At 55.5% G+C, this 21,347-nt stretch carries 24 protein-coding genes; 13 read left to right on the top strand and 11 right to left on the bottom strand.

Translation table 11 applies throughout. The features are described 5' to 3' along the window. Positions 1–95 precede the first annotated feature (95 nt). Positions 96–470, bottom strand: a complete 375-nt coding sequence (locus STH12_RS00860) for a YacL family protein (RefSeq protein WP_126165807.1) — start codon at positions 468–470, stop codon at positions 96–98. A 141-nt stretch (positions 471–611) separates the two neighbouring features. Here STH12_RS00860 and STH12_RS00855 point away from each other — a divergent pair, with 141 nt between their 5' ends. Continuing rightward, positions 612–1,577: a zinc transporter ZntB gene (locus STH12_RS00855; RefSeq protein WP_126165806.1), complete on the top strand. Its 966-nt coding sequence runs from the start codon at positions 612–614 to the stop codon at positions 1,575–1,577. Between the two features lie 85 nt (positions 1,578–1,662). On the opposite strand, the gene fkpA is transcribed toward STH12_RS00855, so the two are convergent. Next, positions 1,663–2,439: an FKBP-type peptidyl-prolyl cis-trans isomerase gene (fkpA, locus tag STH12_RS00850; RefSeq protein ID WP_126165805.1), complete on the bottom strand. Its 777-nt coding sequence runs from the start codon at positions 2,437–2,439 to the stop codon at positions 1,663–1,665. Positions 2,440–2,584: 145 nt separating this feature from the next. On the opposite strand from fkpA, the gene STH12_RS00845 reads away from it, so the two are divergent. Genes STH12_RS00845 through lpoB form a run of 5 tightly spaced genes read left to right on the top strand, consistent with a single transcriptional unit; the run spans position 2,585 to position 6,285 of the window. Then, positions 2,585–3,559 (top strand): WD40 repeat domain-containing protein, encoded by a 975-nt coding sequence (locus tag STH12_RS00845; protein WP_126165804.1) that lies wholly within the window; start codon positions 2,585–2,587, stop codon positions 3,557–3,559. A gap of 2 nt (positions 3,560–3,561) precedes the next feature. Beyond that, entirely contained in the window at positions 3,562–3,786 is a 225-nt protein-coding gene (locus STH12_RS00840) for a SlyX family protein (RefSeq protein ID WP_126165803.1), read from the top strand. 17 nt (positions 3,787–3,803) lie between these two features. Continuing rightward, entirely contained in the window at positions 3,804–4,304 is a 501-nt protein-coding gene (def, locus tag STH12_RS00835; RefSeq protein ID WP_126165802.1) for a peptide deformylase, read from the top strand. Beyond that, on the top strand, positions 4,301–5,689 hold the full coding sequence (locus STH12_RS00830) for a COG3014 family protein (protein ID WP_126165801.1): 1,389 nt from the start codon (positions 4,301–4,303) through the stop codon (positions 5,687–5,689). The genes def and STH12_RS00830 overlap by 4 nt, the downstream gene beginning before the upstream one ends. 2 nt (positions 5,690–5,691) lie before the next feature. After that, the gene (gene lpoB / locus STH12_RS00825; protein ID WP_164551116.1) at positions 5,692–6,285 is read left to right on the top strand and encodes a penicillin-binding protein activator LpoB; all 594 of its coding nucleotides are present in this window, start codon (positions 5,692–5,694) and stop codon (positions 6,283–6,285) included. Positions 6,286–6,395: 110 nt separating this feature from the next. Here lpoB and chrA read toward each other — a convergent pair whose 3' ends face one another. Continuing rightward, complete coding sequence (gene chrA, locus STH12_RS00820; RefSeq protein ID WP_126165799.1) at positions 6,396–7,541, bottom strand: chromate efflux transporter; 1,146 nt, start codon at positions 7,539–7,541, stop codon at positions 6,396–6,398. Positions 7,542–7,945: 404 nt separating this feature from the next. On the opposite strand from chrA, the gene STH12_RS00815 reads away from it, so the two are divergent. The 4 genes from STH12_RS00815 to STH12_RS00800 are packed head-to-tail and all read left to right on the top strand — an operon-like array spanning position 7,946 to position 11,045. Beyond that, on the top strand, positions 7,946–8,782 hold the full coding sequence (locus STH12_RS00815) for a MipA/OmpV family protein (protein WP_126165798.1): 837 nt from the start codon (positions 7,946–7,948) through the stop codon (positions 8,780–8,782). Positions 8,783–8,791: 9 nt separating this feature from the next. Further along, the gene (locus tag STH12_RS00810) at positions 8,792–9,163 is read left to right on the top strand and encodes a DUF3019 domain-containing protein (protein ID WP_126165797.1); all 372 of its coding nucleotides are present in this window, start codon (positions 8,792–8,794) and stop codon (positions 9,161–9,163) included. Continuing rightward, positions 9,148–9,852: a response regulator transcription factor gene (locus tag STH12_RS00805; protein ID WP_126165796.1), complete on the top strand. Its 705-nt coding sequence runs from the start codon at positions 9,148–9,150 to the stop codon at positions 9,850–9,852. Before STH12_RS00810 ends, STH12_RS00805 begins: the two co-directional genes overlap by 16 nt. Continuing rightward, positions 9,849–11,045: a sensor histidine kinase gene (locus STH12_RS00800; RefSeq protein WP_126165795.1), complete on the top strand. Its 1,197-nt coding sequence runs from the start codon at positions 9,849–9,851 to the stop codon at positions 11,043–11,045. The genes STH12_RS00805 and STH12_RS00800 overlap by 4 nt, the downstream gene beginning before the upstream one ends. 18 nt (positions 11,046–11,063) lie before the next feature. Here the strand turns inward: STH12_RS00800 and rlmC are convergent, their stop codons facing one another. From rlmC to ohrR, 3 genes are all read right to left on the bottom strand, one after another. Further along, positions 11,064–12,152 carry a 23S rRNA (uracil(747)-C(5))-methyltransferase RlmC gene (rlmC, locus tag STH12_RS00795; protein WP_237158837.1) on the bottom strand — a complete coding sequence of 363 codons (1,089 nt, stop codon included), beginning with the start codon at positions 12,150–12,152 and terminating at the stop codon, positions 11,064–11,066. Positions 12,153–12,232: 80 nt separating this feature from the next. Then, complete coding sequence (locus tag STH12_RS00790) at positions 12,233–13,450, bottom strand: glycerol-3-phosphate dehydrogenase/oxidase (protein ID WP_237158699.1); 1,218 nt, start codon at positions 13,448–13,450, stop codon at positions 12,233–12,235. Beyond that, positions 13,447–13,884 (bottom strand): transcriptional regulator OhrR, encoded by a 438-nt coding sequence (ohrR, locus tag STH12_RS00785; protein ID WP_126165793.1) that lies wholly within the window; start codon positions 13,882–13,884, stop codon positions 13,447–13,449. Before ohrR ends, STH12_RS00790 begins: the two co-directional genes overlap by 4 nt. Positions 13,885–14,187: 303 nt before the next feature. Here ohrR and STH12_RS00780 point away from each other — a divergent pair, with 303 nt between their 5' ends. The 3 genes from STH12_RS00780 (at position 14,188) to STH12_RS00770 (ending at position 16,505) form a co-directional block, all read left to right on the top strand. Continuing rightward, a complete protein-coding gene (locus STH12_RS00780) occupies positions 14,188–14,631 on the top strand; it encodes an OmpA family protein (RefSeq protein WP_126165792.1) in 444 nt (147 codons plus the stop codon). 168 nt (positions 14,632–14,799) lie between these two features. After that, a complete protein-coding gene (locus STH12_RS00775) occupies positions 14,800–16,212 on the top strand; it encodes a TlpA family protein disulfide reductase (protein WP_126165791.1) in 1,413 nt (470 codons plus the stop codon). 92 nt (positions 16,213–16,304) lie between these two features. Then, on the top strand, positions 16,305–16,505 hold the full coding sequence (locus tag STH12_RS00770) for a cytoplasmic protein (protein ID WP_126165790.1): 201 nt from the start codon (positions 16,305–16,307) through the stop codon (positions 16,503–16,505). Between the two features lie 17 nt (positions 16,506–16,522). Here STH12_RS00770 and STH12_RS00765 read toward each other — a convergent pair whose 3' ends face one another. From STH12_RS00765 to STH12_RS00745, 5 genes are all read right to left on the bottom strand, one after another. Then, entirely contained in the window at positions 16,523–16,774 is a 252-nt protein-coding gene (locus STH12_RS00765; RefSeq protein WP_126165789.1) for a hypothetical protein, read from the bottom strand. Positions 16,775–16,892: 118 nt separating this feature from the next. Next, positions 16,893–18,512 (bottom strand): methyl-accepting chemotaxis protein, encoded by a 1,620-nt coding sequence (locus tag STH12_RS00760; protein ID WP_126165788.1) that lies wholly within the window; start codon positions 18,510–18,512, stop codon positions 16,893–16,895. Positions 18,513–18,557: 45 nt separating this feature from the next. Beyond that, positions 18,558–18,965: a type 2 periplasmic-binding domain-containing protein gene (locus tag STH12_RS00755; protein WP_126165787.1), complete on the bottom strand. Its 408-nt coding sequence runs from the start codon at positions 18,963–18,965 to the stop codon at positions 18,558–18,560. A 9-nt stretch (positions 18,966–18,974) separates the two neighbouring features. After that, the gene (locus tag STH12_RS00750; RefSeq protein ID WP_126165786.1) at positions 18,975–20,060 is read right to left on the bottom strand and encodes a porin; all 1,086 of its coding nucleotides are present in this window, start codon (positions 20,058–20,060) and stop codon (positions 18,975–18,977) included. 119 nt (positions 20,061–20,179) lie between these two features. Then, positions 20,180–21,319 carry a GGDEF domain-containing protein gene (locus STH12_RS00745; RefSeq protein WP_237158698.1) on the bottom strand — a complete coding sequence of 380 codons (1,140 nt, stop codon included), beginning with the start codon at positions 21,317–21,319 and terminating at the stop codon, positions 20,180–20,182. Positions 21,320–21,347 lie beyond the last annotated feature (28 nt).

Raw genomic sequence — 21,347 nt, 5'->3', positions numbered from 1 at the left:
AAGGTTTTTCTAATACCACAAAGGCAGCCGAGGCTGCCTTTTTTATTGAGTCTGCTGTAAAGCGGCTTATGCGCCCGCAGCGCAATTTCGTCGGCTCAGCGGCTGTCTTTTAAAAATTGCTGCCAGCTTGTCAGCGCCGTCTGTAAATCCTCCAGACCGCAGCTTGCTTCCAGCTCGCTGTCGTACAGCGCCATGCCGTCATCCAGCGCTTCATCGTGGCTGACGCCCAGCACATTGGCAAACACTCTGGCCTGCTCGGTATCCAGCTCAACGCTGAACTCGCGGCCGGTTTTGCGCCATTCGCGCTCACCGCCGTTGAGCAACGCCTCGATGGCCGTCAGCACCTCGGTAATTGCCGTTTGATTGTCACCGAGCTCTTCACCAAACCAGCGCCCCATGACCTCATGTTCCATACTGAAACGCGCCAAAACCGAGCCATCCAGCCCGTTGCGGCGAAATTCATACTCCATCGGAATATCCACAACCATTAATCAATAAGCCAATTTTATCCCATTGCGGCCAAGCTTTCCTCCATCGCCATCACGCAGGTCGCTTGAAACCTGGCGCCGGTATAGGCTAGTGTCTGAAAAACCGTTGAAAAGGAATGCACTATGTCCCATGGCTTTGTGTACAGTCTGTGGCTCAGTGGCGAGCGGGCCGGTGAAGCCCTAAGCGCCGAGGCACTGGCACAGTGGACGCCGGAGCAGGGCAATATCTGGGTTCACCTGAACTACCACTCCAAAGATGCCCGCGAATGGCTGCAGGGCACAGATCTGCCGCCGCTGGAAATTGATGCGCTCTTGTCCCGCGATACCCGTCCCCGCGCCATCGCCAATGAAGGCGGCATTCTGGTGGCTTTGAGGGGCGTAAACCTGAACCCGGACGCCGCGCCGGAAGACATGGTGGCGCTGAGGCTCTACGCCGATAAGCACCGTATCGTTAGTGCCTGTCGCCGTGGCTTGCAGTCGGTTAAAGAACTGGCCGAGCAGATTGGCAAGCGTGCAGGCCCAGCCACGCCGGCAGACTTTATTTTGTCACTGTGCGATAAGTTAACTCTCAGAAAAACCGACTTTATCAATAGTCTGGAAGAGAAGCTTGACGATCTCGAAGAGCAAATCGTCACCGGCAACAGCCGCGATCTGCGTAACGACATTGCGGAGCTCAGACGCCAGACCGTAATGGTGCGCCGCTATCTCGCGCCCCAGCGGGAAGCCTTCGCCGCGCTGCAAACCGAAACCGGCCACCTGTTTAAAAAGACTGAGCAGCTGAAAATGCGCGAGATCCGCGATCGCCTCACCCGCGCCATTGAAGATCTCGATGCCCTGAAAGACAGAGCCAGCGTAACCCACGAAGAGCTGATGAGCCGCCAGTCAGAAGAGTTAAACCAGCGACTGTACTTCCTGTCACTGGTAACGGCGGTGTTCCTGCCTCTGGGCTTTTTGACCGGGCTGCTGGGGGTCAATATTGGTGGCATCCCAGGCGCCGATACCCCCTGGGCCTTTGGTGCCTTTTGCTTACTGCTGCTGGTATTGGTGCTGGGGCAGCTGTGGCTGTTTTACCGCAAACGCTGGCTGTAGCCGCCGGGGCCTGGCGCCATCACCTGAGCACCAGCCACAAAAAAGACGCCATCAGGCGTCTTTTTTATTTCAGCTCAGTGAGTTATCAGTGAGCGTGAGTATCTTCAGCTTTGGCTTCAACAGCTGGGGCTTTCTCGATAGACACCAGCTCAACTTCGAATACCAGGGTAGAGTTGGCAGGGATGGTGCCGTTGTCACGCTCACCGTAAGCCAGCTCAGCAGGGATAACGAAGCGGTACTTTGAGCCTACTGGCATCAGCTGCACGCCTTCAGTCCAACCGGCGATAACGCGGTTCAGCGGGAACTTGGCAGTTTGGCCGCGATCGTAAGAGCTGTCGAACTTGGTGCCATCGATCAGGGTGCCAACATAGTGCACTTCAACCACGTCTTCGGCGGCTGGCTTGTCACCGCTACCGGCAGTCAGCACTTCGTACTGCAGACCGGATTCAGTGGTGGTTACGCCTTCTTTGGCCTTGTTGGTTTCCTGATACTTCTTGCCTTCTTCCAGGTTCTTGGAAGCCATGGCTTCAGCTTGTTCGATACGCTTATCGTTCAGCTTCTTGTCCAGGTTTTGCAACACGGTCTGCATTTCTTCTTCGGTCAGCTTGAGGTTGCTGTTCAGGCCATTGGCGAAGCCTTCGATGATCAGAGCGCGATCAACTGGCAGACCCAGATCTTCCTGCTCTTTGATGTGACCAGACATGTAGCTGCCGATAGAGGCACCCACGCTGTAAGCTTCTTTTTGCGCTTCGGTGGTCAGGGTAACAGCTGGAGCAACTTCAGTTGCTTTTTCTTCTTGATTACAAGCAGTTAAACCTACTACGGCCAGGGCGACCAGTGAGTATTTATAAATAGATTTCATTGAAGCTTCCTTAGCATCCTCAAGTGGTTACAATAACCTTTGTAATAAATCGAACCGACCCACTTTATACTAGTTACTAAGCTTATGCCATGGGCAGCGCCAAGTGAGGGCCGTCCGGGAACCCAGACAGCAGTGAGACCGAGGCATGTGGAATAAGTTCATCACTTTTTTTCTGTGGCTGCCCCTGCTGGCAAGCCTGCTTTTTGGCTGTGCCCCCAGAGACGCAGACAAGGTCATTACCCTGACCGACTCCCCCCTGTACGGCGCGGCGCTCAGCAAAGATGCCTCGCTGGCACTTATCAGCACCGAGAGCGGAGGCGTTGAGCTGTGGCAGCTCGCCCCGCAAACCCTCAAATATCGCTGGCAACATGGTGAGGCCAGCAACGAGTCGATGGAGCTGGCGCTGTCGGATAACGGCGCTTTCGCCGCTTCGTTAAGCCGGGATTCAGTTGCCCTGTGGAGGATAGAGGACGGCACCCAGGTGGGCTGGTGGAGCTTACCTTCCCCAGGGCAAGCGGTGGCCGTTGCCGATCAGGGTAGTCTGCTGGTGGGGCTGATTGATGGCTCAGTGATGTCACTGGTCGCCGGACAAACCAAGCTTATTCGTTTTCTAGGCCACAGCGAAAAGGTCAACAGCGTGGCCCTGTCTGCCGACGGCACCCTGGCCCTCAGCGGTGGAAACGATTACCGCGCCATTCTGTGGCAGGCCACCACGGGTCAGCCCTTGCATGAACAAAGCTTCGATGCGCGGGTATTGTCAGTAGCACTCTCATCCGATGGCGAACTGGCCTTTGCCGCCGACGCCAAAGCCAATGCACGGATTTTTGCCAGCCGCAGCGGCAAAACCGTCAGCGATCTTCGGATAAAACAGCGCAGCATGACCTTCTCGGCCACCCGCTTTACCAAAGACAATCAGATATTGCTGACCGGCACGCCCTTTCGCGAAGTGCTGCGTTGGCAGACAAAAGATGGAAAATTGGCCGGTCGCTGGCAAGTTAGCCTGGCAACCCGCCCCCAAATCAAAGGTGCCGTTGTATACTCGGTAGCCGAAACCACCCAGCCAAGTCCTGTTGTCAGTATCAGCAGCACGGGCAGGGTCGAATATTGGTCACAGAGGTAGTAATGCAAACAGATTTACAGGCACTGCAACGGGAAATTGAAGAGCTGCAAACCAAGCTCGCTTTCACCGAAATGACGGTAGAAGAGCTGAATCAGGAGGTTATCCGCCTCAATGATCTGGTGGCCAGGCAGACCTATACCCTGGAGTTGGTTGTCAACAAACTCAAGGCCATGGAGCCGAGCAATATCGCCTCAGAATCTGAAGAAACGCCCCCACCTCACTACTGATTGGAAGAAGGCCAGGGATGACCCAAGTTCAAGTCGCAGCCATAGTTACCACAGGTGCCGAGGTGCTCTACCGCCAGGCACTGCCCGTGACCGAGTTCAACGCCGCTCTTGGTGAGCTGGCAGGTACCCTGATGTTGACCATGGAGCAGGCCAGTGGCGTAGGGATTGCCGCGCCGCAGATTGGTGTCAGCCAGCGGCTGTTTATCGTGGCGTCACGTCCGAACGAGCGTTATCCCGATGCGCCGGAAATGGCGCCACTGCTGATGGTAAACCCCGAGCTGCTGGGTCATAGCGAGGAGACTGAGGATGGTGAAGAAGGTTGCCTGTCGGTGCCGGGCACCCGCCTCAGTATTGCGCGCTACCGCTGGGTAGATGCCCGTTGGCAGGATGCGCAGGGTAAACACCACCAGCAAAGGCTCGATGGCTTTATTGCAAGGATTTTCCAGCATGAGCTGGACCACCTCGACGGCATCACCTTGCTGGAGCGCATCCAACTGCAGGAGCGCAGCCCGGCATGAAGCGACTTTCCTCGGTACTGCTCACCCTCACATTGCCCTTTGTGCTTGGCGGCTGCGCCATGGGCAGCCTGTTTATCAGCTATCCCTCGCAGATGGCACCGGTCAAACAGGCGCTGTCCGGCCCCACTCCCTTGGCTGCGTTGCCGGAGCTCGCATCTGAAATCAGCTCCCGCGATGGCCTTCTGTATGCTCAGGAAGCAGGACGGGTGGCCCAGGTGGGCGGCGACTTCAAGGCCAGCCAGAGCTACTACCAGGCCGCCATTGCCGCCTATGGTCGCTTTGATGACAAAGCATTGGTGAGCGTAACTGATCTGGGGGCCAGCGCTGGCAGTCTGGTGCTGAACGATAATGTTATCCCCTATCGCGGCCCCGGCTTCGAGCGCATCATGGTGCACCAGTATCAGGCGCTCAATTATCTGATGCAGAACGACTTTGATGGCGCTTTGGTGGAAGTACGCCGCGCCAACGAGCTGCAGGCGCTGGAGCAAAAGCGCTACGAGAAATCCAAAGATTCCGTCAAAGCCATGGCCAATGGCACTGTGGATGCCGAGATGAACCGTCTCGGCCAGCAGGCAGGCTCTGTCACCAGCTCTTTTCTGAACGCCTACAGCTACTACACCACGGGGCTGTTGCACGAGCTGCTGGGGGAAGAAAACGACGCCTTTATCGATTACCGCAAGGCGGCGCAGATTTTCCCTGGCAATCACTATCTTGAGCAGGATTTGGTGCGGCTGGCAAAGCAACTTTCGATGCCGCAATACGATGAATTCAAGGCCCGTTTTGGCGACGCCAGACTGCCAAAGCAGGACGAAGGCCAGCTGGTGGTATTGATGGAGCGCGGTTTTGTGCCCGAAAAGCAGGCGCTGACAGTGCCCTTTACCATCGACGGCAACTGGCTGACAGTCTCACTGCCAACCTACGGCCCCGGCTTTGGTGCGGTTCCACCGGCCAGCATTGCCGGTCTGGATAAGCCGCTCACCACGGCGCCCATCGCCAACATCGACGTCCTGGCCATCAACGCCCTGAAAGAAGAATTGCCTATGCTGCTTTTGCGTCAGGCCGCACGGGTTTACGCCAAGTCGGAGCTGACCCGCAGCGTCGAGAGTGACTCCAAGAAAAGGCGCAATGATTTTGATGGCGCGGCAGTGGCGATGCAGATTTTCAACGTGCTCAGCGAGCAGGCCGACAGACGCAGCTGGCTTACGCTGCCAAGGCAGGCACAAATTGCCAGAAGCTACGCCAAAGCAGGCCAATATCGGCTGAGCTTCGGCGGCGCCAACACAGATATCGACATCACGCCCGGCCAAACCACGCTGGTCTGGGCGATTGACACAGGCAACAACATCCGGTTTTATTCAATCAACATCAAGCGTAAATGGAACTGACTATGAAACACTTTAAACTGATTTTCATCCTGGCAGCGTCCCTGGGACTCGGCGCCTGTCAATCCAAGGTTGAGTACGGCGATGCCACCGAAGTGGAAACGGTGAACGAGAACTTCGGTTCCACCGATCTGCAGGCGATCACCTCCAAGATGGTCGACAGCATGCTGACCTTCCCACCTGTGGTGGCCATTACCGCCAACGAGCGTCCAATCATTTTTGTGGACAAAATCAAGAACAAAACCTCCGAGCATATTGATACTGAGTCAGTCACCGACTCTATCAGCAACAAGCTGCTGCGCTCAGGCAAGTTCCGTTTTATCGACATGACCAAGGTAGACTCAGTACGCAAGCAACTGGATTACCAGAACAATTCCGGCATGGTTGACCCATCCACCGCTATCCGCTTCGGCCGTCAAATCGGCGCCCAGTACATGCTCTATGGCAACCTGTCGAGCATTGTTAAGCAGGAAGGCAGCACCAAGGATGTGTACTACAAGATGACCATGCGTCTGATGGATTTGGAAACCGGCCTTATCGAATGGTCTGATGAAAAAGAAATCCGCAAGACCAAGTCCAAGTCATTCCTTGGCATGTAACTGGCTAACAGCTAAATAAAAAACCAGCGCAATGCGCTGGTTTTTTTATTGCTGTGGTTTACATGACTATCGCTACTTCCGCCACAACCTCAGCGGCTATATCCAAGCGGCTACAGCCAAAGGCCACCGACCAGCGCAAATCCTGCCACCAGCGCCAATATCGGCAACCTCAGCACTTTGAGTGCGGCAAAACCCGCTACCACCAGCGCCATGTCAATTGGCCCTGCGACCGCAGAGAGCCAAATCGGCTGATACAAAGCACTCAGCAGCAGCCCGACCACGGCGGCATTCACCCCCGCCACGGCGCCTGCAATTCTTGGACGCTGACTAAGCCCTTCCCAGGCGGGCAGGAAGGCCAGCAGCAACAAAAAGCCCGGCAGGAAGATGGCCAGGGTGGCAATCAATGCACCAAACACTGCATCGCCCGTGGCCGCATCGGCGCCCAAAAATGTCGCCAGGGTAAACATGGGGCCAGGAATGGCCTGCGCCGCCGCGTACCCGGTTAAGAAGCGGTCGGCCGACATCAGCTCGCTGAAGTGTCCTTCAAGCAAAGGCAGCACCACATGGCCACCACCAAACACCAGCGAACCGGCCTGGAAGTTCACCGCCCCCAGCCAGGCTTCGCTGCCGCCACTGAAGGCATCGACGCCATAAAACGCGCCGCCAAGCAGCAGGGCAAAGGCAAGCAGCCAGCCCCAGCCAATCCCGGCCAGTTTGCCGCCCGCTTCACCGGCCGGCGACAAATAGCCAACGCCCACCACAGCGGCAAGCCCCAGCACCACAAACTGCACCCAGCTGAGGCCAAACAGCAGCAGGGCTATGGTGCTGGCCGCCATAATCAGCCTGGCAACCGTGTTTTGGCAAAACTGGCGAAACATGCCCAGACAGGCATCCATCACCACCACTACCGCCAGGAGTTTCAGGCCGTGGATAAGCCCCTCAAACCAGGATTGCCCCAGAAGGTTGGCGCTGGTCACCGCCAGCAGGTACATCAGCATCGCCGACGGCAGCGTAAAACCAACGAAGGCGGCAATGGCGCCGCCCAAGCCACCGCGGGTCAGACCAATGGCAAAGCCCAGCTGGCTAGAACCAGGCCCCGGCAGAAACTGCGACAGGGCTACCAGCGCCCCAAAGCGGCGCTCATCGACCCAATTGAGTTCATTGACAAAGGTGTGTCTGAAGTAACCGATATGAGCGGCAGGACCGCCAAAGCTGGTGAGGCCCAGCATGAAAAAACGCACAAAAATCTGCCACATAAATACGCATCTCCCGCAAAGATTCGGCCTCAGATTATGACATCTTTATTGCATGGAGTTGACAGAAAAGACCACCGCCGAAGCGGTGGGTTCCAACATGGAATCACAGGACAATGAAATGCGGTTGCCAGGGACAACCCGGTGCAGTCGCTCCCTTGCCGTGCAACTGCCGACACTCACTACCGGCAGTGTGCCCAAAGCACATCCATTGCACTTTTTAGCGGGCATAGCCGGAACACACCGGCTGGCCCATAGGTATAAGGTGAACAGCATGGAAATTGCTGTAGCATTTTGTACGCTCTTTGTTAATTTTGCTTAAATTCACAGTCGGCGGTGGTAGGCTGTGCATAAGAAGGCGTTCAGAAAAGAAACGCCCACAGTTCCACATAAGGCACCGACATTAGATGAAGTATTTCCGATTGTTGTTGATCCTGCTGCCCCTGTGTAGCGGCGCCCGCGCCGAGGAATTGCAGCAGGTCACCCCGGGCGACTGGCAGGTTTCCCTGGCGCTGGGCTACGGCATGCTGGAAAACCCCAGAGCCAAAACCGAAAACATCACCACCTATGTGTTGCCGAGTTGGTATTACTATGGCGATCGTTTCTATGTGGAAAACTTCACCCTGGGTTACAGCCTGTATGAAAACGACTGGATCTCGGTCGATCTTCAGGGCCAGCTCAATGATGACGGCATCTTTTTCGAATACGACGGCGTAGGTAAGCTGCTGCTGTCCGACATCATGGGCTTTACCCCCATTCGCGAACCCATAACCCGCCCTGGCCGGGAAGTAGAGCCGCCACCTGCGGTCGAGCGCAAACTCTCTTACATGGCCGGAATAAGCGCCACCTGGTACACCCCGGCGTTTGATCTGACCACGGGCGTCTTTCATGATGTCACCGGGGTGCACAATGGCTATGAATGGCAATTGAGTGCCCGCAAAGCCTTCGGCTGGTCCTGGGGCGCCCTCGGGCTCGAAGCTGGCGGCGTCTACAAAAATGCCGACCTGGTCGACTACTACTACAACGTCCGCCCGGAGGAATTCGCGCGTCCCATTCGATTAAAACCGATGGAAGCGGCCACCAACTGGTATGTCAAAGCCGTGCTGAACGTTCCCATTACCGACAGCCTGACCTTTGTTACCACCCTTAAACACACCCAACTCGGCAAACCCATCCGCGACAGCGTCCTTATCGATGCTGACAGCTATTTCGCCGGGTTTGTCGGTGTCAGTTACAGCTTTTAAGGAGACTGCATGAAAAACATTGTCCGCCTTATCCTGCTGTTACTGAGTCTGCCGCTGACGGCGGGCGAGCTTCAGGTGGTGCCCAAGGCCTGCGCCACCAGCAGCGATCAACTGCCCTGCCGCTTCGATGTGTCTGTGTCTTACGAGGGCGAAACTGAGCAAAACCTGTGTCTGTGGCTCAGCCACGAAGCCAGCCCCAGACGCTGTTATATTGGACTCAAGGCTTTGAATGAACAGCTATCGTTAGCGCTGGAAGAAGACACCATGTTGGAAATCCGCGATATGAACTCACGGGTTATCATGCGCACCGAGATTTCGGTCGCCCTGTTCCAGCCGGCACCCAAACGCAAACGGAGGGGACTCAATTGGGATCTGCTGTAACTCATACCCTGCTGCTGATAGAAGACGATCTGCCGCTGGCAGAGCTTATTGTGACTTTCCTGTCGAATCAGGGATTTGAAGTACTTCATGCGCCCTCGGTGGAACTGGCACTCAAGCTGGTGCAAGGCAAAACCATCGCGCTGGCACTGTGCGATGTCATGCTGCCCGGCCAGGATGGCTTCAGTGCCTTTCCTACCCTCAGCGGCCACCTGAACGCGCCGATTATTTTTATGACCGCCCTTGCCGACAGCGAAGATGAAATTCGCGGCCTGGAGCTTGGCGCCGCCGACTACATCAGCAAACCCGTGGTGCCAAGCCTGCTGCTGGCGCGGATAAAAGCGCGTCTTAAAACTGCGCCCGGCGAAGATAAACAGCTTTGGCAGCGCCGCGGCCTGAGCTTACACAAGGCCCACCAGCAACTGTGTTTTGGTGAGCAAAACTACCCGCTGACTACCCAGGAAACCGAGCTGATGTGGATTTTTGTCCACCGGCTGGACGAGGTACTGAGCCGCGAATATCTGTTCGAGCAATTTATTGGCCGCGAGTATGACGGCCTCGATCGGGCGATGGATCTTAAGATCTCCCGCCTGCGGCGTAAGCTTGAAAAAATTGCCGTGCCCGGCCTCAGTATCCGCACCGTCCATGGCCGGGGCTACTTGCTGAGCTTCAGTCTGGATGAGGCAATATGAGGCGTCAGCTGATCCGGCTGTTTGTGCTTATCATTGCCTCCTGCGCGCTTATCGTCTGGTCATTCAACCTGATTTACAGCGCCTCGGAAGAGGCCTACGGCTACAGCCTCGATGTAGAAGCGCTGCTGGCAGAAGGGCAACTGGAATTCAAAACCCTGCCTGCCAATACCATCGCCTTCTCAAAAGAGCTCACCGATAAACTGGCAAACGGCAAAATCATTTCCCTGAGTCTGGATAGCGGCGAGCAGTATTTCTATCAGCAAAATCCAGACGGCAGCTTAAGGCAAATGGGGCCAGTGCCGATGCGCAATGGCAGCGGCGATATCACCCCGCTCATCCCCCTGCTGTATGCCAGTCTGGCGCTGGCGATATTGCTGCTGATTGGGCGGGTGTTTAAAGACCTAAGCCTGCTGCAAAGTCAGGCGGTGGATTTTGGCCGTCATCCCAAGCGGCTGAAAACCGGTATTGGCCCACGCTCGGCCATTTATCCGCTGGCGCAGGGATTTGAAACCATGACCGCGCAAATCATGGATTTTTTAAGGCTGCACAGGGATTTATCGCGCACCATGTCCCATGAGATCCGCACTCCGCTATCAAGAATGCGCTTTGTGTTGGAGCTGTCGAAAGACAATCTGCCGGGGGACTATTTAAACCGGCTCAGCCAGGATATCGACCAGATTGAAGAGCTCACCAAAAACTACCTGTCGTTTGCGCGGGTTGAGCATCAACAGGGCGAGCAAACCCGTGACTGGCAGGATGCCGATGCCTTTATCTCGGCGCTGCTGGAGAAGTTTTCCGTGTATCAGAGCGCGATAACGCTCGAAGGAGAAGTCGACTGCAAGCTGACGGCCGGCAAGGTGCTGCTTGACCCCCTCAGCATGGATTTGGCCGGCCAGAACCTGATTGCCAATGCGCTGAAATACGCCGATAAACAAATACGCATCACCCTGGTAGCCGAGCCGCGTCATTGGTGCCTTACCGTGGAAGATGATGGCCCCGGCATCGCCGATACCGACAAAGACCTGCGCCAGGCATTTCAGCGCGGCAGCAGCCCAAACAGCTCAGGCTACGGCCTGGGGCTCTATATTGTCCGCAAAATTGCCATCTGGCATCAGGGTAAGCTCAGGGTCGACAACTCAGGGCGCCTCGGCGGCGCCGCCATCAGCCTGCGCTGGCGCAGACCTGTATTTTAGTCAGTTGAAACGCGGGCTTTATTGCTGTTTGAGCAGCAGACACAGCACCTCAAAGTGGTCGCTGTGGGGGAACATATCGAAAAGCTGCACCCGGGCGATGCGATAGCCCGAAATCAGTGCCAGATCCTTGGCCAGGGTCTCGGGATTACAGCTCGAGTACAGAATGGCCCTGGGGGCAAACTCAGACAGGCTGTGGCACAGTGCCTCGCCAATGCCGCGCCGGGGTGGATTAACAATAATCACCTCGGGCACCTGCGCAGCTTGCTGCCCTTTGGCAAAGTCAGTGGAGTCGAGCGCGGCAAATGACAGGTTCTCAAGCCCCAGCGCCCTGGCAGAGGTTTTGGCACAGTCGATGGCTTCCGCCTCAATCTCGATGCCCGTTACCGGCAAGTCGGCACTGGCACAGTGCAGGCCAAAGCCGCCCACACCACAGAACAGATCCCACAGGCTTTGAGGCGCAAGTTCATCCACCCAATTTGCCGCAGTGGCATAAAGGCTTGCTGCCACTTCTGGATTGGTCTGGAAAAAGCTCTTGGGCCGGATAAACAGTGGCACCCCATTAAAGACTTCCTCCAGCCGGGTCGCTTCGGTCAGGAAGATTTCCTCGTCCCCTTCAAGCCTTGCCATATGAACCGGCTGCAGATTCACCGACACCACCTTGATGGCGGGAAACGCAGTCAGCAAGGCTGGCAGTTCCCGCTCAATACGGGCAATGGCATCTTTGCTGCGAAGCACAAAGCGCAGCATAAACTCGCCACGCACCGCACTGCGGGTCAGCAGAATAAATTTAAGCTCGCCCTTTGCCTTGTCGACCCGGTAAGGCGGGATCCCGGCGCGGCGCACAAAGCCCTCAAGCTCTGCGAGTAAGCTTTGCATATCAGATGGATACAGGGGGCACTGGGTCAAACTTACCGGCGTGCCATCAGGCCCTGGGATCCCCAGTACCGGCTGGTGCGCAGCCCCCATCACCACCATTTTGGCTTTGTTGCGAAAACCGAACTCAGCGCCGGACACCGCAGGCAAATACTGCTCCACCGGCAATTCAGCCAGCAAAGACTGCAGCCGCTGCTGCTTATCCTCCAGCTGTTTATCAACGCTGGTTGGCATTAAACGGCAGGACTGGCAAAGGCCTTTGGCAAAGTAATCACAGCTCACTGACGGTTCTCCTCACAAAATCGGCGCACACTTTAGCCTGTTTGCGAGGCAAAATCATCCCGGGATGGCGCAGCATGCAGCATCAGCTTATCGACATCGGCGACACTGGGGCGGGATCCCAGCCGCGCTTTAATCCAGTCGAGCACTTCAGCGCTGCTGGCTCTGAAGGTGGTGAGCTTACCGCCATAGATACTGAGCAGCCTGGGATGGGACACATTGGTGTGCATCAGGGTATCCCGCGGGGCGTTAAAGGCATCACCATTGACCTTGGGCAGCACCCGCACCCCACAGAAGCTGCCGCAAATCTTGCCCGCAACCTCGTCGGCACTGCCGGCGCCGGGGAAATAGCGGCAGTAAAGCGCCAGTAAATAGCGCCGCTCAGCCTCGGTGAGCTCGGGCCTGGCATCCAGGCTGGCCAGACGGGTTTCTGTGGTGCCAACCAGCGTTTTGCCGTACCAGGGCATCACAAACACCACCCGCTGATCGACCGGGGACTCCAGATACATGATGCCGCTCGGCGGCGCTATCTCCAACAGCAGATGCGAGCCCTGTACCCAGTCAATTGGCAAGCTGGTTGTGGGCGGCGACACGCAGCCAAGCAGCTCATTGACCCAGGGGCCGCAAGCGTTAACCACCAGTCCGGCAGAGATGGCGAGCGATTGGCCCTGAGCAAGGATATCGATTTCGCAGCCATCGCCGCGATGACGAATTTGCTCTACCCGGGATTGCTCCCATACCTCGGCCCCAAGCAGCCTGGCGCTGTGGGCTACCGCCTCGCACAACAGGCTGTCGTCGGTTTGCGCATCCCAATACTGAAATACGGTTTCAAGACCATCGGTGGCAAGCCCATCGAGGGTTTGCCATTCGCTGCGTGGCAGCTTTCTGAAGCGGCCAAGGGGGTCAAATTCAGATAAAAGCCCGTACAAAGACAGCCCGGCACGGATGGTCAGGGCGCCGCGCTGGCTGTGACGATAGATGGGAATATAAAAGGGAACGGCTTTGACCAGGCCGGGCGCAAGCCGAAGCAATGTGCGTCGGGCTGCGAGGGATGTTCGCACCAAATCAAGTTGGAAGCTTTCAAGATAACGCAGGCCGCCGTGGATGAGCTTGCTGGAGTTGCCCGAGGTTTCGCCGCCAACGCGCCCCCGCTCGACCAACAGCACGCTGTAGCCTGCGGCAGCGGCAAACTGGGCTACGCCCACACCGTTAATGCCCCCGCCAACCACCAGCACATCCACGTGTTTGCTCACGATATTTCCCGCTCCAGCAATTTGGCCGCTTTATCACACAGGCGCTTAAGTTCGGTCAGCTCATCCAGACCGGCCCCGACCATGCAGCGCATCCTGTCGGGAATATCCCTGGCGCCCAGTTTAAGCATGCGACCTTCATCGGTGAGGTGCAACACCCGCACCCGCTCATCCTGTTCACTGCGGCCACGACTGACCAGCCCCTTGCTTTCGAGCCGCTTAAGCAGCGGTGTCAGGGTGCCGGAATCCAGATGTAGCCGTTCGCCCAGAGACTTCACGCTGAGGCCCTCCTCTTCCCACAACACCAACATCACCAGATATTGCGGATAGGTCAGCCCCAAACCGTCCAAAATCGGGCGGTACGCCCGGATCATTGCATTGCTCGCCCGGTAAAGGGAAAAACAGACCTGTCGGTCCAACGCCAGAGAATCTTGCACCGTCTTGCCTCACATGCGTTAAGTTGTGCACAAATTAGTTGTGTTATAGCAAAAAAAACACTGGTCTGGCGAGTTTATTATCAAGGGTGTAAAAAATTTTTTTCAGCCAAAATAATGACACCTCTGTCGGCTGAAAAGCCTGCATCCCAACAACCATGGGATGTTCGATTTCTGACGTTTCAATTTAAGGGCACGTCAGACCCTAAACCCCTGTCAGACAAATTGAAATCAGCGAAGTGATCGCTTACATTGACTCACCAAAGAACAGTAGTTATACAGGATTTTGTTCTTTAAAGGTGAAGGATGTTAAAATATATTACCGCACTATTCTGTTTTGCAGCATTCACAGCCAGCGCAGCCTGCGAGGACAGCACAGTACTCGGCAGCGTGGGTTTTGATAAAAACAGTTCGTACTTCAATGCCGAGGGCAGCAATACCCTCAAGCAGCTGCTCGAAACCTACCAAAACAGCGCCGATACCCGCGAAGGCTATTTGCTGCTGGAGTTCGAGTTCAACCGTAATCAGGGTGACGAAGCGCTGCAGAAGTACAACATGTGGCTGGCCGAGCGCCGCATTGAACGGGTAAAAGAATTTCTGGGCAAGGAAGGTTTTGGTGGCCCCATGGTGAGCCGGATCCGAACCGCTGTGGATTCAGAAACCCGTGAACTCACCCTTAAGTGGTGCGCTCAGGAATCCCCTGCAACCCAAATGTTGGCGGGTTCCACCGCAAACGACAACGCCCTCTGACAAGATAAATGCAGCCAAATCACCCCATGCCTTGTTCGCATAATGGGGTGATTTTCTGATGCAATTTACAGTTTTGACAGGCCGATTTAGTTCGCCGGATGGTTTTCAGTAAAGTAAAGACAGAGAGTTTTGTCTTTGCTCCCCGCGGGAAGCGGGTTTGGAGGCCATATGGTCCGCGCACTGTTAATCCCACTGCTTTTCTTTATTTCTCTTTTCGCTTTACCCGTCAGCGCCCACGAAGGGCATGATGATAACGGGCCGATTTGGCATCAGGTCGATGACAACGGCAAGCCGGTGGTGAAGCTGTATTTCTTTTGGTCCAAGACCTGCCCCCACTGCGCCGAAGCACACCCGTTTATCGACGCCTTACCCGAGAAGTACCCATGGATTTCGCTTGAGTCCTATATGATCACCGCCCACGGCGCACGGGACAAATGGCTGGAGGTAGCCAAAGCAACAGGAACTGACACCCGTTCAGTGCCCTTCTTTGCCATTTGTGGCAAGGCCAGCGTGGGGTACAGCAGCGCCGAGGTAACCGGCCAGTTTCTGCTTGGCAGACTCAAAGACTGCTATCGCAGCCTGGGCGGCGTAGTTGCCGATGACGAAGGCGTGATGGCCACCACCGCCGGAAGCGGCTCCGGGCAGCCACTCTTTGGCACCTGCAGCTCATCGTCCGAGTCGGGCACCTGTGACTCAGGCGCCGATAGCGGCGGCAGTGCCAGCAGTGATGTGCAGCCGGTAGAGCTGCCCTTTATTGGGGTAGTGACCCCGGATCAGCTGTCGCTGCCACTGCTCACACTGGTGCTGGCCGGGGTCGATGCCTTCAATCCCTGCGCCTTCTTTGTGTTGCTGTTTTTGCTGTCGATTATGGTGAATGCCAAGAGCCGCAGCCGTATGTTGATTGTGGGCGGTATCTTCGTGTTCTTCTCAGGCTTTATCTACTTCCTGTTTATGACTGCCTGGCTGAACATGTTTGAATTGCTGGGCGCCGACGGCGATGGCGGCACCATCATACTGGCGGCGGGCTTGCTGGCCCTGGTGGCCGGCACCATCAACGTCAAAGACTTCTTCTTTGAGAAAGGCGAAGTAACACTTTCGATGTCGGCCGAAAAGCGCACGGGCCTGATTAAACGTATGGGCAAGCTCTCCAGCGCCAGCTCCATGACCGCCATGATTCTCGGCACCACAGTACTGGCCATTCTGGCCAATGCCTACGAGCTGCTGTGCACCGCAGGCTTCCCGATGATTTATACCAGCGTGCTGGCCATGCACGAGCTGCCTGCTGCCGAGCGTTATTTCTATCTGGTGATGTACAACATCGTTTATGTCATTCCGCTGGCGCTGATTGTGCTGGTGTTTGCCATGACCCTTGGCAAGCGCAAGTTGAGTGAGAAAGAGGGCCAAACCCTGAAGCTGATGTCGGGCATCATGATGGTTGGCCTTGGCGCCATGTTGGTGTGGGATCCAACCTCACTGCAAAATGTGGTGTTGGCCGTTGGCTTAATTGTCGGCGCTATCGTACTGACAGCTATCCTGATTTTTGGTCGCAAGCTGCTGGCAGGGCGTGAATCGGCCCAGTAACAGGCGCCCCGCGCTTGCAAACACAGGCTGCGGGGCTAAAGTTTAGGGATACGGAGCCGATAACTGGATCTGACCAAACGAAGAGGTAATTCATGGCTATCAGCATTAATTCAGGCAGTATCGAACCCAATCTGAGCCACGGAGCCATTGGGGTAAAGGTTGCTCAGATGGCAAAGGATCAGCAAAAGGTAGAGGGGCAAATTGCTCTCGATCTGATCAGCGCCGCCACCGCACCTGCACCCAAGTCAGCACCGGTTGGTAACATAGGCCACAATATCGATACCACCGCCTAAGCCCGGAAAGCAGCCGCCTAGCGCGTCCGCCGTCCAGATAAGGCTTCATTCAAAAGCGCCTGTTGCTCTGCATCCTGGCGCTTTTGCTTTTCTGCAGCCCGGCTATCCATATAGTCTTCCACTTCCTTTTCGCAGCTGCGGCGATCCGCTTCCGGATCGTATGGGTCTGTGTCGGTGCGAAGCTCACACAGGGCCTGCGCGCAGCCCCCCAACAAGGAGCCCATTATCATGACTGCGGCAAGCTGCCGAGCCGTTTGCATGGTTTTCATGTTTCACCCAATAGCAGAATTTACCGCCAGTAATAACAAACTCTGGCTGTATTCAGGCTGACTGGAATAACGGCTTTGGAAAAGCGGAACTCATCCCTGAGTTTCCACGGAGAGAAGATTAGAGTTTGAACTGAGAGGTGGCGCTTTGCAGCTCTTCAGCAAAATCAGACAGCCCGGATGACACCTGATGCACCTGATTGAGGATAATCAGGGTCTGCTCGAATGAAGCATTCATATCCACCACATTATCAACCACTTGTGAGGCAACCTGTGACTGTTCGTCGGTCGCCTTGGCAATATGGGTATTCATGGCATTGATACTGACAATCTGTTCCTGAATCGTCTTTAGTGCCTGACCGGTTTTCTGGGCGTGCTCTTCGTTTTCAGACGACTTGGACATGGCCACCGTCATGGTGCTGACCGAGGACTCGGCCGCCGTTTTAAGCCGCGAAAGCACTTCACGGATTTCCTTGGTGGCATCGGCAGTCTTGGATGCCAGCGCCCGCACCTCATCGGCTACCACAGCGAAGCCCCTGCCCTGCTCACCGGCACGGGCCGCCTCAATTGCTGCATTCAGTGCCAACAGGTTGGTCTGCTCAGCAATGGAGGTGATCACATTCAGGATGGAACCCACGCTCTCGGTATCTTTGGCCAGCTCATTGATGGAACTGGAAGCCACTTCGATTTCGGCGTTGAGTTCCTGAGAAATATCTATGGTGCGCTGCACCACCGACATGCCCTCCATCGCCTCACGCTCTGCTATCTGCGCCGCCTCAGCCGCCTGATTGGCATTGTGGGAAATGTCTGTCACCGAATGACGCATCTCTTCCATTGAGCCCTGCACCGCCTGAGCATCCTGGCTTTGGCGTTCGGTTGCTCCGGTGGCGACATCCATCTTGTTTTTCAGATCGTGGGCACTGTCCAGCAAGGGAGAGGTCACATTCACCACCCGCTGAATGGATTCAGCAAGCAGCCCAAGGAAGCGATTGAAATTATTGGCAACCTGTCCCAGCTCGTCATTGCCACTTACCGGCAGTTGATGGCTTAAATCGCCCTTGCCGTCGGCAAGTTCCCCCAAGGATCGGGCCACATCTTTGGCACTGCGACTGATGGCGCGGGCAATGGAAATGGTGACTATGGCCATAAGCAGCAGCAGCGCAATACCCACGCCCATGGTCATCCACAGGCTGTTTTCAGAGCGGTCTCCCGCCTCTTTAATGGTGTTTTTGAATTCGGCAATTTTGGCTTGTTTGTAAGCCTGAATTTTCCCCAGCACCCCTTCATAGGCGGCGGTTTTTTTCTGGCTTATCACGCCGATATTGGCCATGTCCGCAGTGCCATCAAGCATGCTTTTGGCCAGATCGAAGGTCATGCCGTTATAGGTACTCAAATCCGTCAGCATCGCCTGCAGCTTATCGGCTTCGCCCTTGTCCGTGCCCTGCAGCTGTTTCAAGTTGGTAGCAAGATTTTCATGCAGAGTACCGGCTTGCTCCAGCAAGTCTTCATCGGCAAATGACACGGCCTGGGTATACACCTCCTCCAGCCGCTGCACCAACATAACGTTTTGATTTGCCAGCTCAACCCTTTGATAAATCTTATCTTCCATAAAACCAAGGGTGTCGCGGTTTTTGCTGATAGATACAATGCTGATGCCGAGGTTCACCATGAATATGGCCACTGACAGCACAAAGATGACCCCGACCTTTTTGAAGATAGAAAGGTTGTTAAACCATGTCATAAGCAGCCCCTTGAGAGGGGTGCCGGCAGGCGCCGGCACCGGCAGTTAGAACTCGGCAACCACCTTCACCGAGCCATTTACCTGACTACTATCAATATAGCCAATAATGTTGGGGTTGGAGGAAACCAGGCCTATCACTTCATCGGCACTGGCAACTTCTTTTGGCGGGGTGCCTTTACCGGTAAATACCTTCTGCGACCAGTAAGACTTGAGCTGGCTGGACGATTTACCAAGCACATTGGTATCAAACGCCTCCCGAACCGGGCCAGTCTCAAGGTTTACCGGCACCGCCTGTCCGCCGCCGGGGAAGGACTTGGTTTTGCCGAGGTAAATGTTCTCGATGGCTTTTTTATCGATACTGTCGCCATTGCTGGGGTGAACTATCACTGCCACGCCAGCCCAGGCCTGCACTGAGCACAGGCACAATAGGATTGAGTAAATTACTTTTTTCATGGCTCTCTCCTAAAATACCAGGTCAACGCCGAAGCTGATGGACTTGGAATCCCCCGCTACACGCCAGGAATCAGGGGTGCCTGCGCCCGTGCCGTTGTCTTCCACATCGTCATACTGGATTTTAAATGCGGCTGATGGATGGAAATCCCAGCGAAGCCCCACAGAAGTGGTGTTGTGGATTTCGCTGCCATCATCGAAATCGGAATAAGACACGAAGGGCATAAAGTCTTTGATCCGATAGCCAACAGTTACCAGATAGGTATCCAAATCAGAGTCTTGCAGAGTCAGGCGGTTCATCTCGCTGAGCACCACCAGATTATTCCAGTCGATATTCACTGACAGGCCATAAAACTTGCCGTCGCGCTCAGTTTGTCCGTCCCATTCCACCTGCTCACCACCTATGTAGCGCTCATTGGTGTATTGCATGTGGGTGAGTCGGATATCGAGCCATTCGTAGTTCAGCTGGGCCACGATACCGACAATATCTTTCCAGATCTCCCGGGTGGAATCGCCGAAAAAGAACTCCGACAGCAGCTTGTTGGGTTCATCATCCTCACGGCCAAAGTACACCTGACCGGTCAGGGTCCAATCGCCAATCAAATAGTTATAGAGGGCACTCACGCCTGTGTAGTTGAAGATCTGCCAGGTGTAGTTATCTGCGGGCGGACGGATCCACGGATAGGCATAGCCCACATCGAAGAAGTCACTGTAGTAGTACAGCGGCAGGCGTTTTTTACCGGCCTGCACCGTCCAGTGTTCGTTAAGTTCGTAGGAAAGGTAGGCCCACTCAAAGTCGGCGGAGAAATCATTGGCCCCCCGCGAAACTATCTGCGCCGTGGCCGACAAGCCGTCCATCAGATCCGCCGATATCTGTATGCCAAACAGCGTATCGGGCTCGAAACTGATTTCTTCGGTATAGGCCCCCACCAGCGGATAATCGGCGAGGAACGTGGGTTCAAGCCCAAACTCCTCTACCCCACTGCCTTCCAATACCTTGCCCCCGACTACAGAGGCAAACCCAGAAATATTGACCTCAGCCGACGCCGTCCCGCTCAACATCAGCGCGCCGAGGCAGATTGCCAGCTTGTGCTTCATACAAAACCCTTTATTTGTCAGGTGTATCCGACTTTAAGACTAGGACACAGCAACAAATTGGCAAACTTTTGGGCTAGATTTTTGAACAAATCACCAGAGGGGATGTCTAAGGGGGAGAATTATTCTGCTGAAATGCTGGCCACCCGGTATTGGTTGCGGCCCATTTCCTTGGCTTCGTACAGGGCTTCATCGGCTGCGGCCAGCAGTTTTTCACTATCCATACCCGCCTGCCACTTCACCAGCCCCTGAGACACACTCACGCTCTGGCTTACGTCCGATGCCGGATGGGCAATATTGGCCTCAACCAAAAGCCGCGCCACTTTGTTGGCGATATCCTCGGCCCCGGCAAGGTTAGTCTCTGGTAACAGCATAGCAAACTCTTCCCCGCCGTAACGGACCGCCAGATCCCGCGGCCTGCTGGCGGCGCCCGACAGCAGTTTGCCCATTTTTTTCAGGCACTCATCACCGGCCTGATGACCCAGGGCATCATTCAGGCGTTTGAAGAAATCGATATCCATCAGAATAAGGCACAGCGAATGGCCGGTGCGGGTCGCGGCTCGAATTTCCTGCTCGAGGATTTCATCAAAGTGGCGCCTGTTACTGAGCCCTGTGAGCCCATCCACCAGCGCCATCCGGCGAAAGTGTTTGAGTAGCCGATGTTTTTCCACATCGCGGCGCACGGCTTTTCGAAACCAGCTGTAGATAACCTGACGACCGCTGAGCAGCAGCACGGTTAAACTTAAGGTGCGCACCAGGTTGAACAGCCAGCTTTCCGGCACCAATTGATAACGGTAAAACGCGGCAAACAGCAGCAGCGGCAACACCGCGGCCAGCATTAATGTCAGACTGGGGAACAGCGCTATTGCCATCAGCAGCGTCAGGATATCGCACAGGGTTTCCACCGCCGTCAGCATCGCAGTGCCGGCGTTGGAAAACAGCGCCATCACAATCAGCCAGCCGCACACCAGTGCCACCAGGTGACCATAGGCCCACTCTTTGCCGCCACTGTGTTGAAAGCGAGTCCAATAGAGCAAAATAAACAGCAAACACAGGCCGCCAAATGGCAGAATAACCTTCAGCGCTGCCAGGAACTCCACCCCCATATGGGGTGACAACAACACGCTCAGCAAGGTCACCAACAGCAACACCAGGCTGGCCGAGCTTAGCCAGAGCATGCCGCGCAGCAGATATTGCTGGGTTTCTTCCCTGAGGGCTTCGTCAAAGGAGCGGGCGTCTTTATCCACCTGAAGTTCCTGCATTTTCAACTCGATAAAACACAATATAGCA

Source organism: Shewanella khirikhana (assembly GCF_003957745.1).
Classification (GTDB): Bacteria; Pseudomonadota; Gammaproteobacteria; order Enterobacterales; family Shewanellaceae; genus Shewanella; species Shewanella khirikhana.
Note: the sequence above shows the minus strand (reverse complement) of the source record. Positions and strands in the feature narration are given on the sequence as shown.

Bases quoted from the DNA above. Each gene is read 5' to 3' on its own strand.
- fkpA (WP_126165805.1), bottom strand. From the start codon at position 2,439: ATGAAATCTATTTATAAATACTCACTGGTCGCCCTGGCCGTAGTAGGT.
- STH12_RS00815 (WP_126165798.1), top strand. From the start codon at position 7,946: ATGAAGTATTTCCGATTGTTGTTGATCCTGCTGCCCCTGTGTAGCGGC.
- STH12_RS00855 (WP_126165806.1), top strand. From the start codon at position 612: ATGTCCCATGGCTTTGTGTACAGTCTGTGGCTCAGTGGCGAGCGGGCC.
- STH12_RS00830 (WP_126165801.1), top strand. From the start codon at position 4,301: ATGAAGCGACTTTCCTCGGTACTGCTCACCCTCACATTGCCCTTTGTG.
- STH12_RS00845 (WP_126165804.1), top strand. From the start codon at position 2,585: ATGTGGAATAAGTTCATCACTTTTTTTCTGTGGCTGCCCCTGCTGGCA.
- rlmC (WP_237158837.1), bottom strand. From the start codon at position 12,152: ATGCCAACCAGCGTTGATAAACAGCTGGAGGATAAGCAGCAGCGGCTG.
- STH12_RS00755 (WP_126165787.1), bottom strand. From the start codon at position 18,965: ATGAAAAAAGTAATTTACTCAATCCTATTGTGCCTGTGCTCAGTGCAG.
- lpoB (WP_164551116.1), top strand. From the start codon at position 5,692: ATGAAACACTTTAAACTGATTTTCATCCTGGCAGCGTCCCTGGGACTC.
- STH12_RS00770 (WP_126165790.1), top strand. From the start codon at position 16,305: ATGGCTATCAGCATTAATTCAGGCAGTATCGAACCCAATCTGAGCCAC.
- STH12_RS00765 (WP_126165789.1), bottom strand. From the start codon at position 16,774: ATGAAAACCATGCAAACGGCTCGGCAGCTTGCCGCAGTCATGATAATG.
- STH12_RS00780 (WP_126165792.1), top strand. From the start codon at position 14,188: ATGTTAAAATATATTACCGCACTATTCTGTTTTGCAGCATTCACAGCC.
- STH12_RS00860 (WP_126165807.1), bottom strand. From the start codon at position 470: ATGGAGTATGAATTTCGCCGCAACGGGCTGGATGGCTCGGTTTTGGCG.
- def (WP_126165802.1), top strand. From the start codon at position 3,804: ATGACCCAAGTTCAAGTCGCAGCCATAGTTACCACAGGTGCCGAGGTG.
- STH12_RS00745 (WP_237158698.1), bottom strand. From the start codon at position 21,319: ATGCAGGAACTTCAGGTGGATAAAGACGCCCGCTCCTTTGACGAAGCC.
- STH12_RS00750 (WP_126165786.1), bottom strand. From the start codon at position 20,060: ATGAAGCACAAGCTGGCAATCTGCCTCGGCGCGCTGATGTTGAGCGGG.
- chrA (WP_126165799.1), bottom strand. From the start codon at position 7,541: ATGTGGCAGATTTTTGTGCGTTTTTTCATGCTGGGCCTCACCAGCTTT.
- STH12_RS00800 (WP_126165795.1), top strand. From the start codon at position 9,849: ATGAGGCGTCAGCTGATCCGGCTGTTTGTGCTTATCATTGCCTCCTGC.
- STH12_RS00840 (WP_126165803.1), top strand. From the start codon at position 3,562: ATGCAAACAGATTTACAGGCACTGCAACGGGAAATTGAAGAGCTGCAA.
- STH12_RS00760 (WP_126165788.1), bottom strand. From the start codon at position 18,512: ATGACATGGTTTAACAACCTTTCTATCTTCAAAAAGGTCGGGGTCATC.
- STH12_RS00810 (WP_126165797.1), top strand. From the start codon at position 8,792: ATGAAAAACATTGTCCGCCTTATCCTGCTGTTACTGAGTCTGCCGCTG.
- STH12_RS00775 (WP_126165791.1), top strand. From the start codon at position 14,800: ATGGTCCGCGCACTGTTAATCCCACTGCTTTTCTTTATTTCTCTTTTC.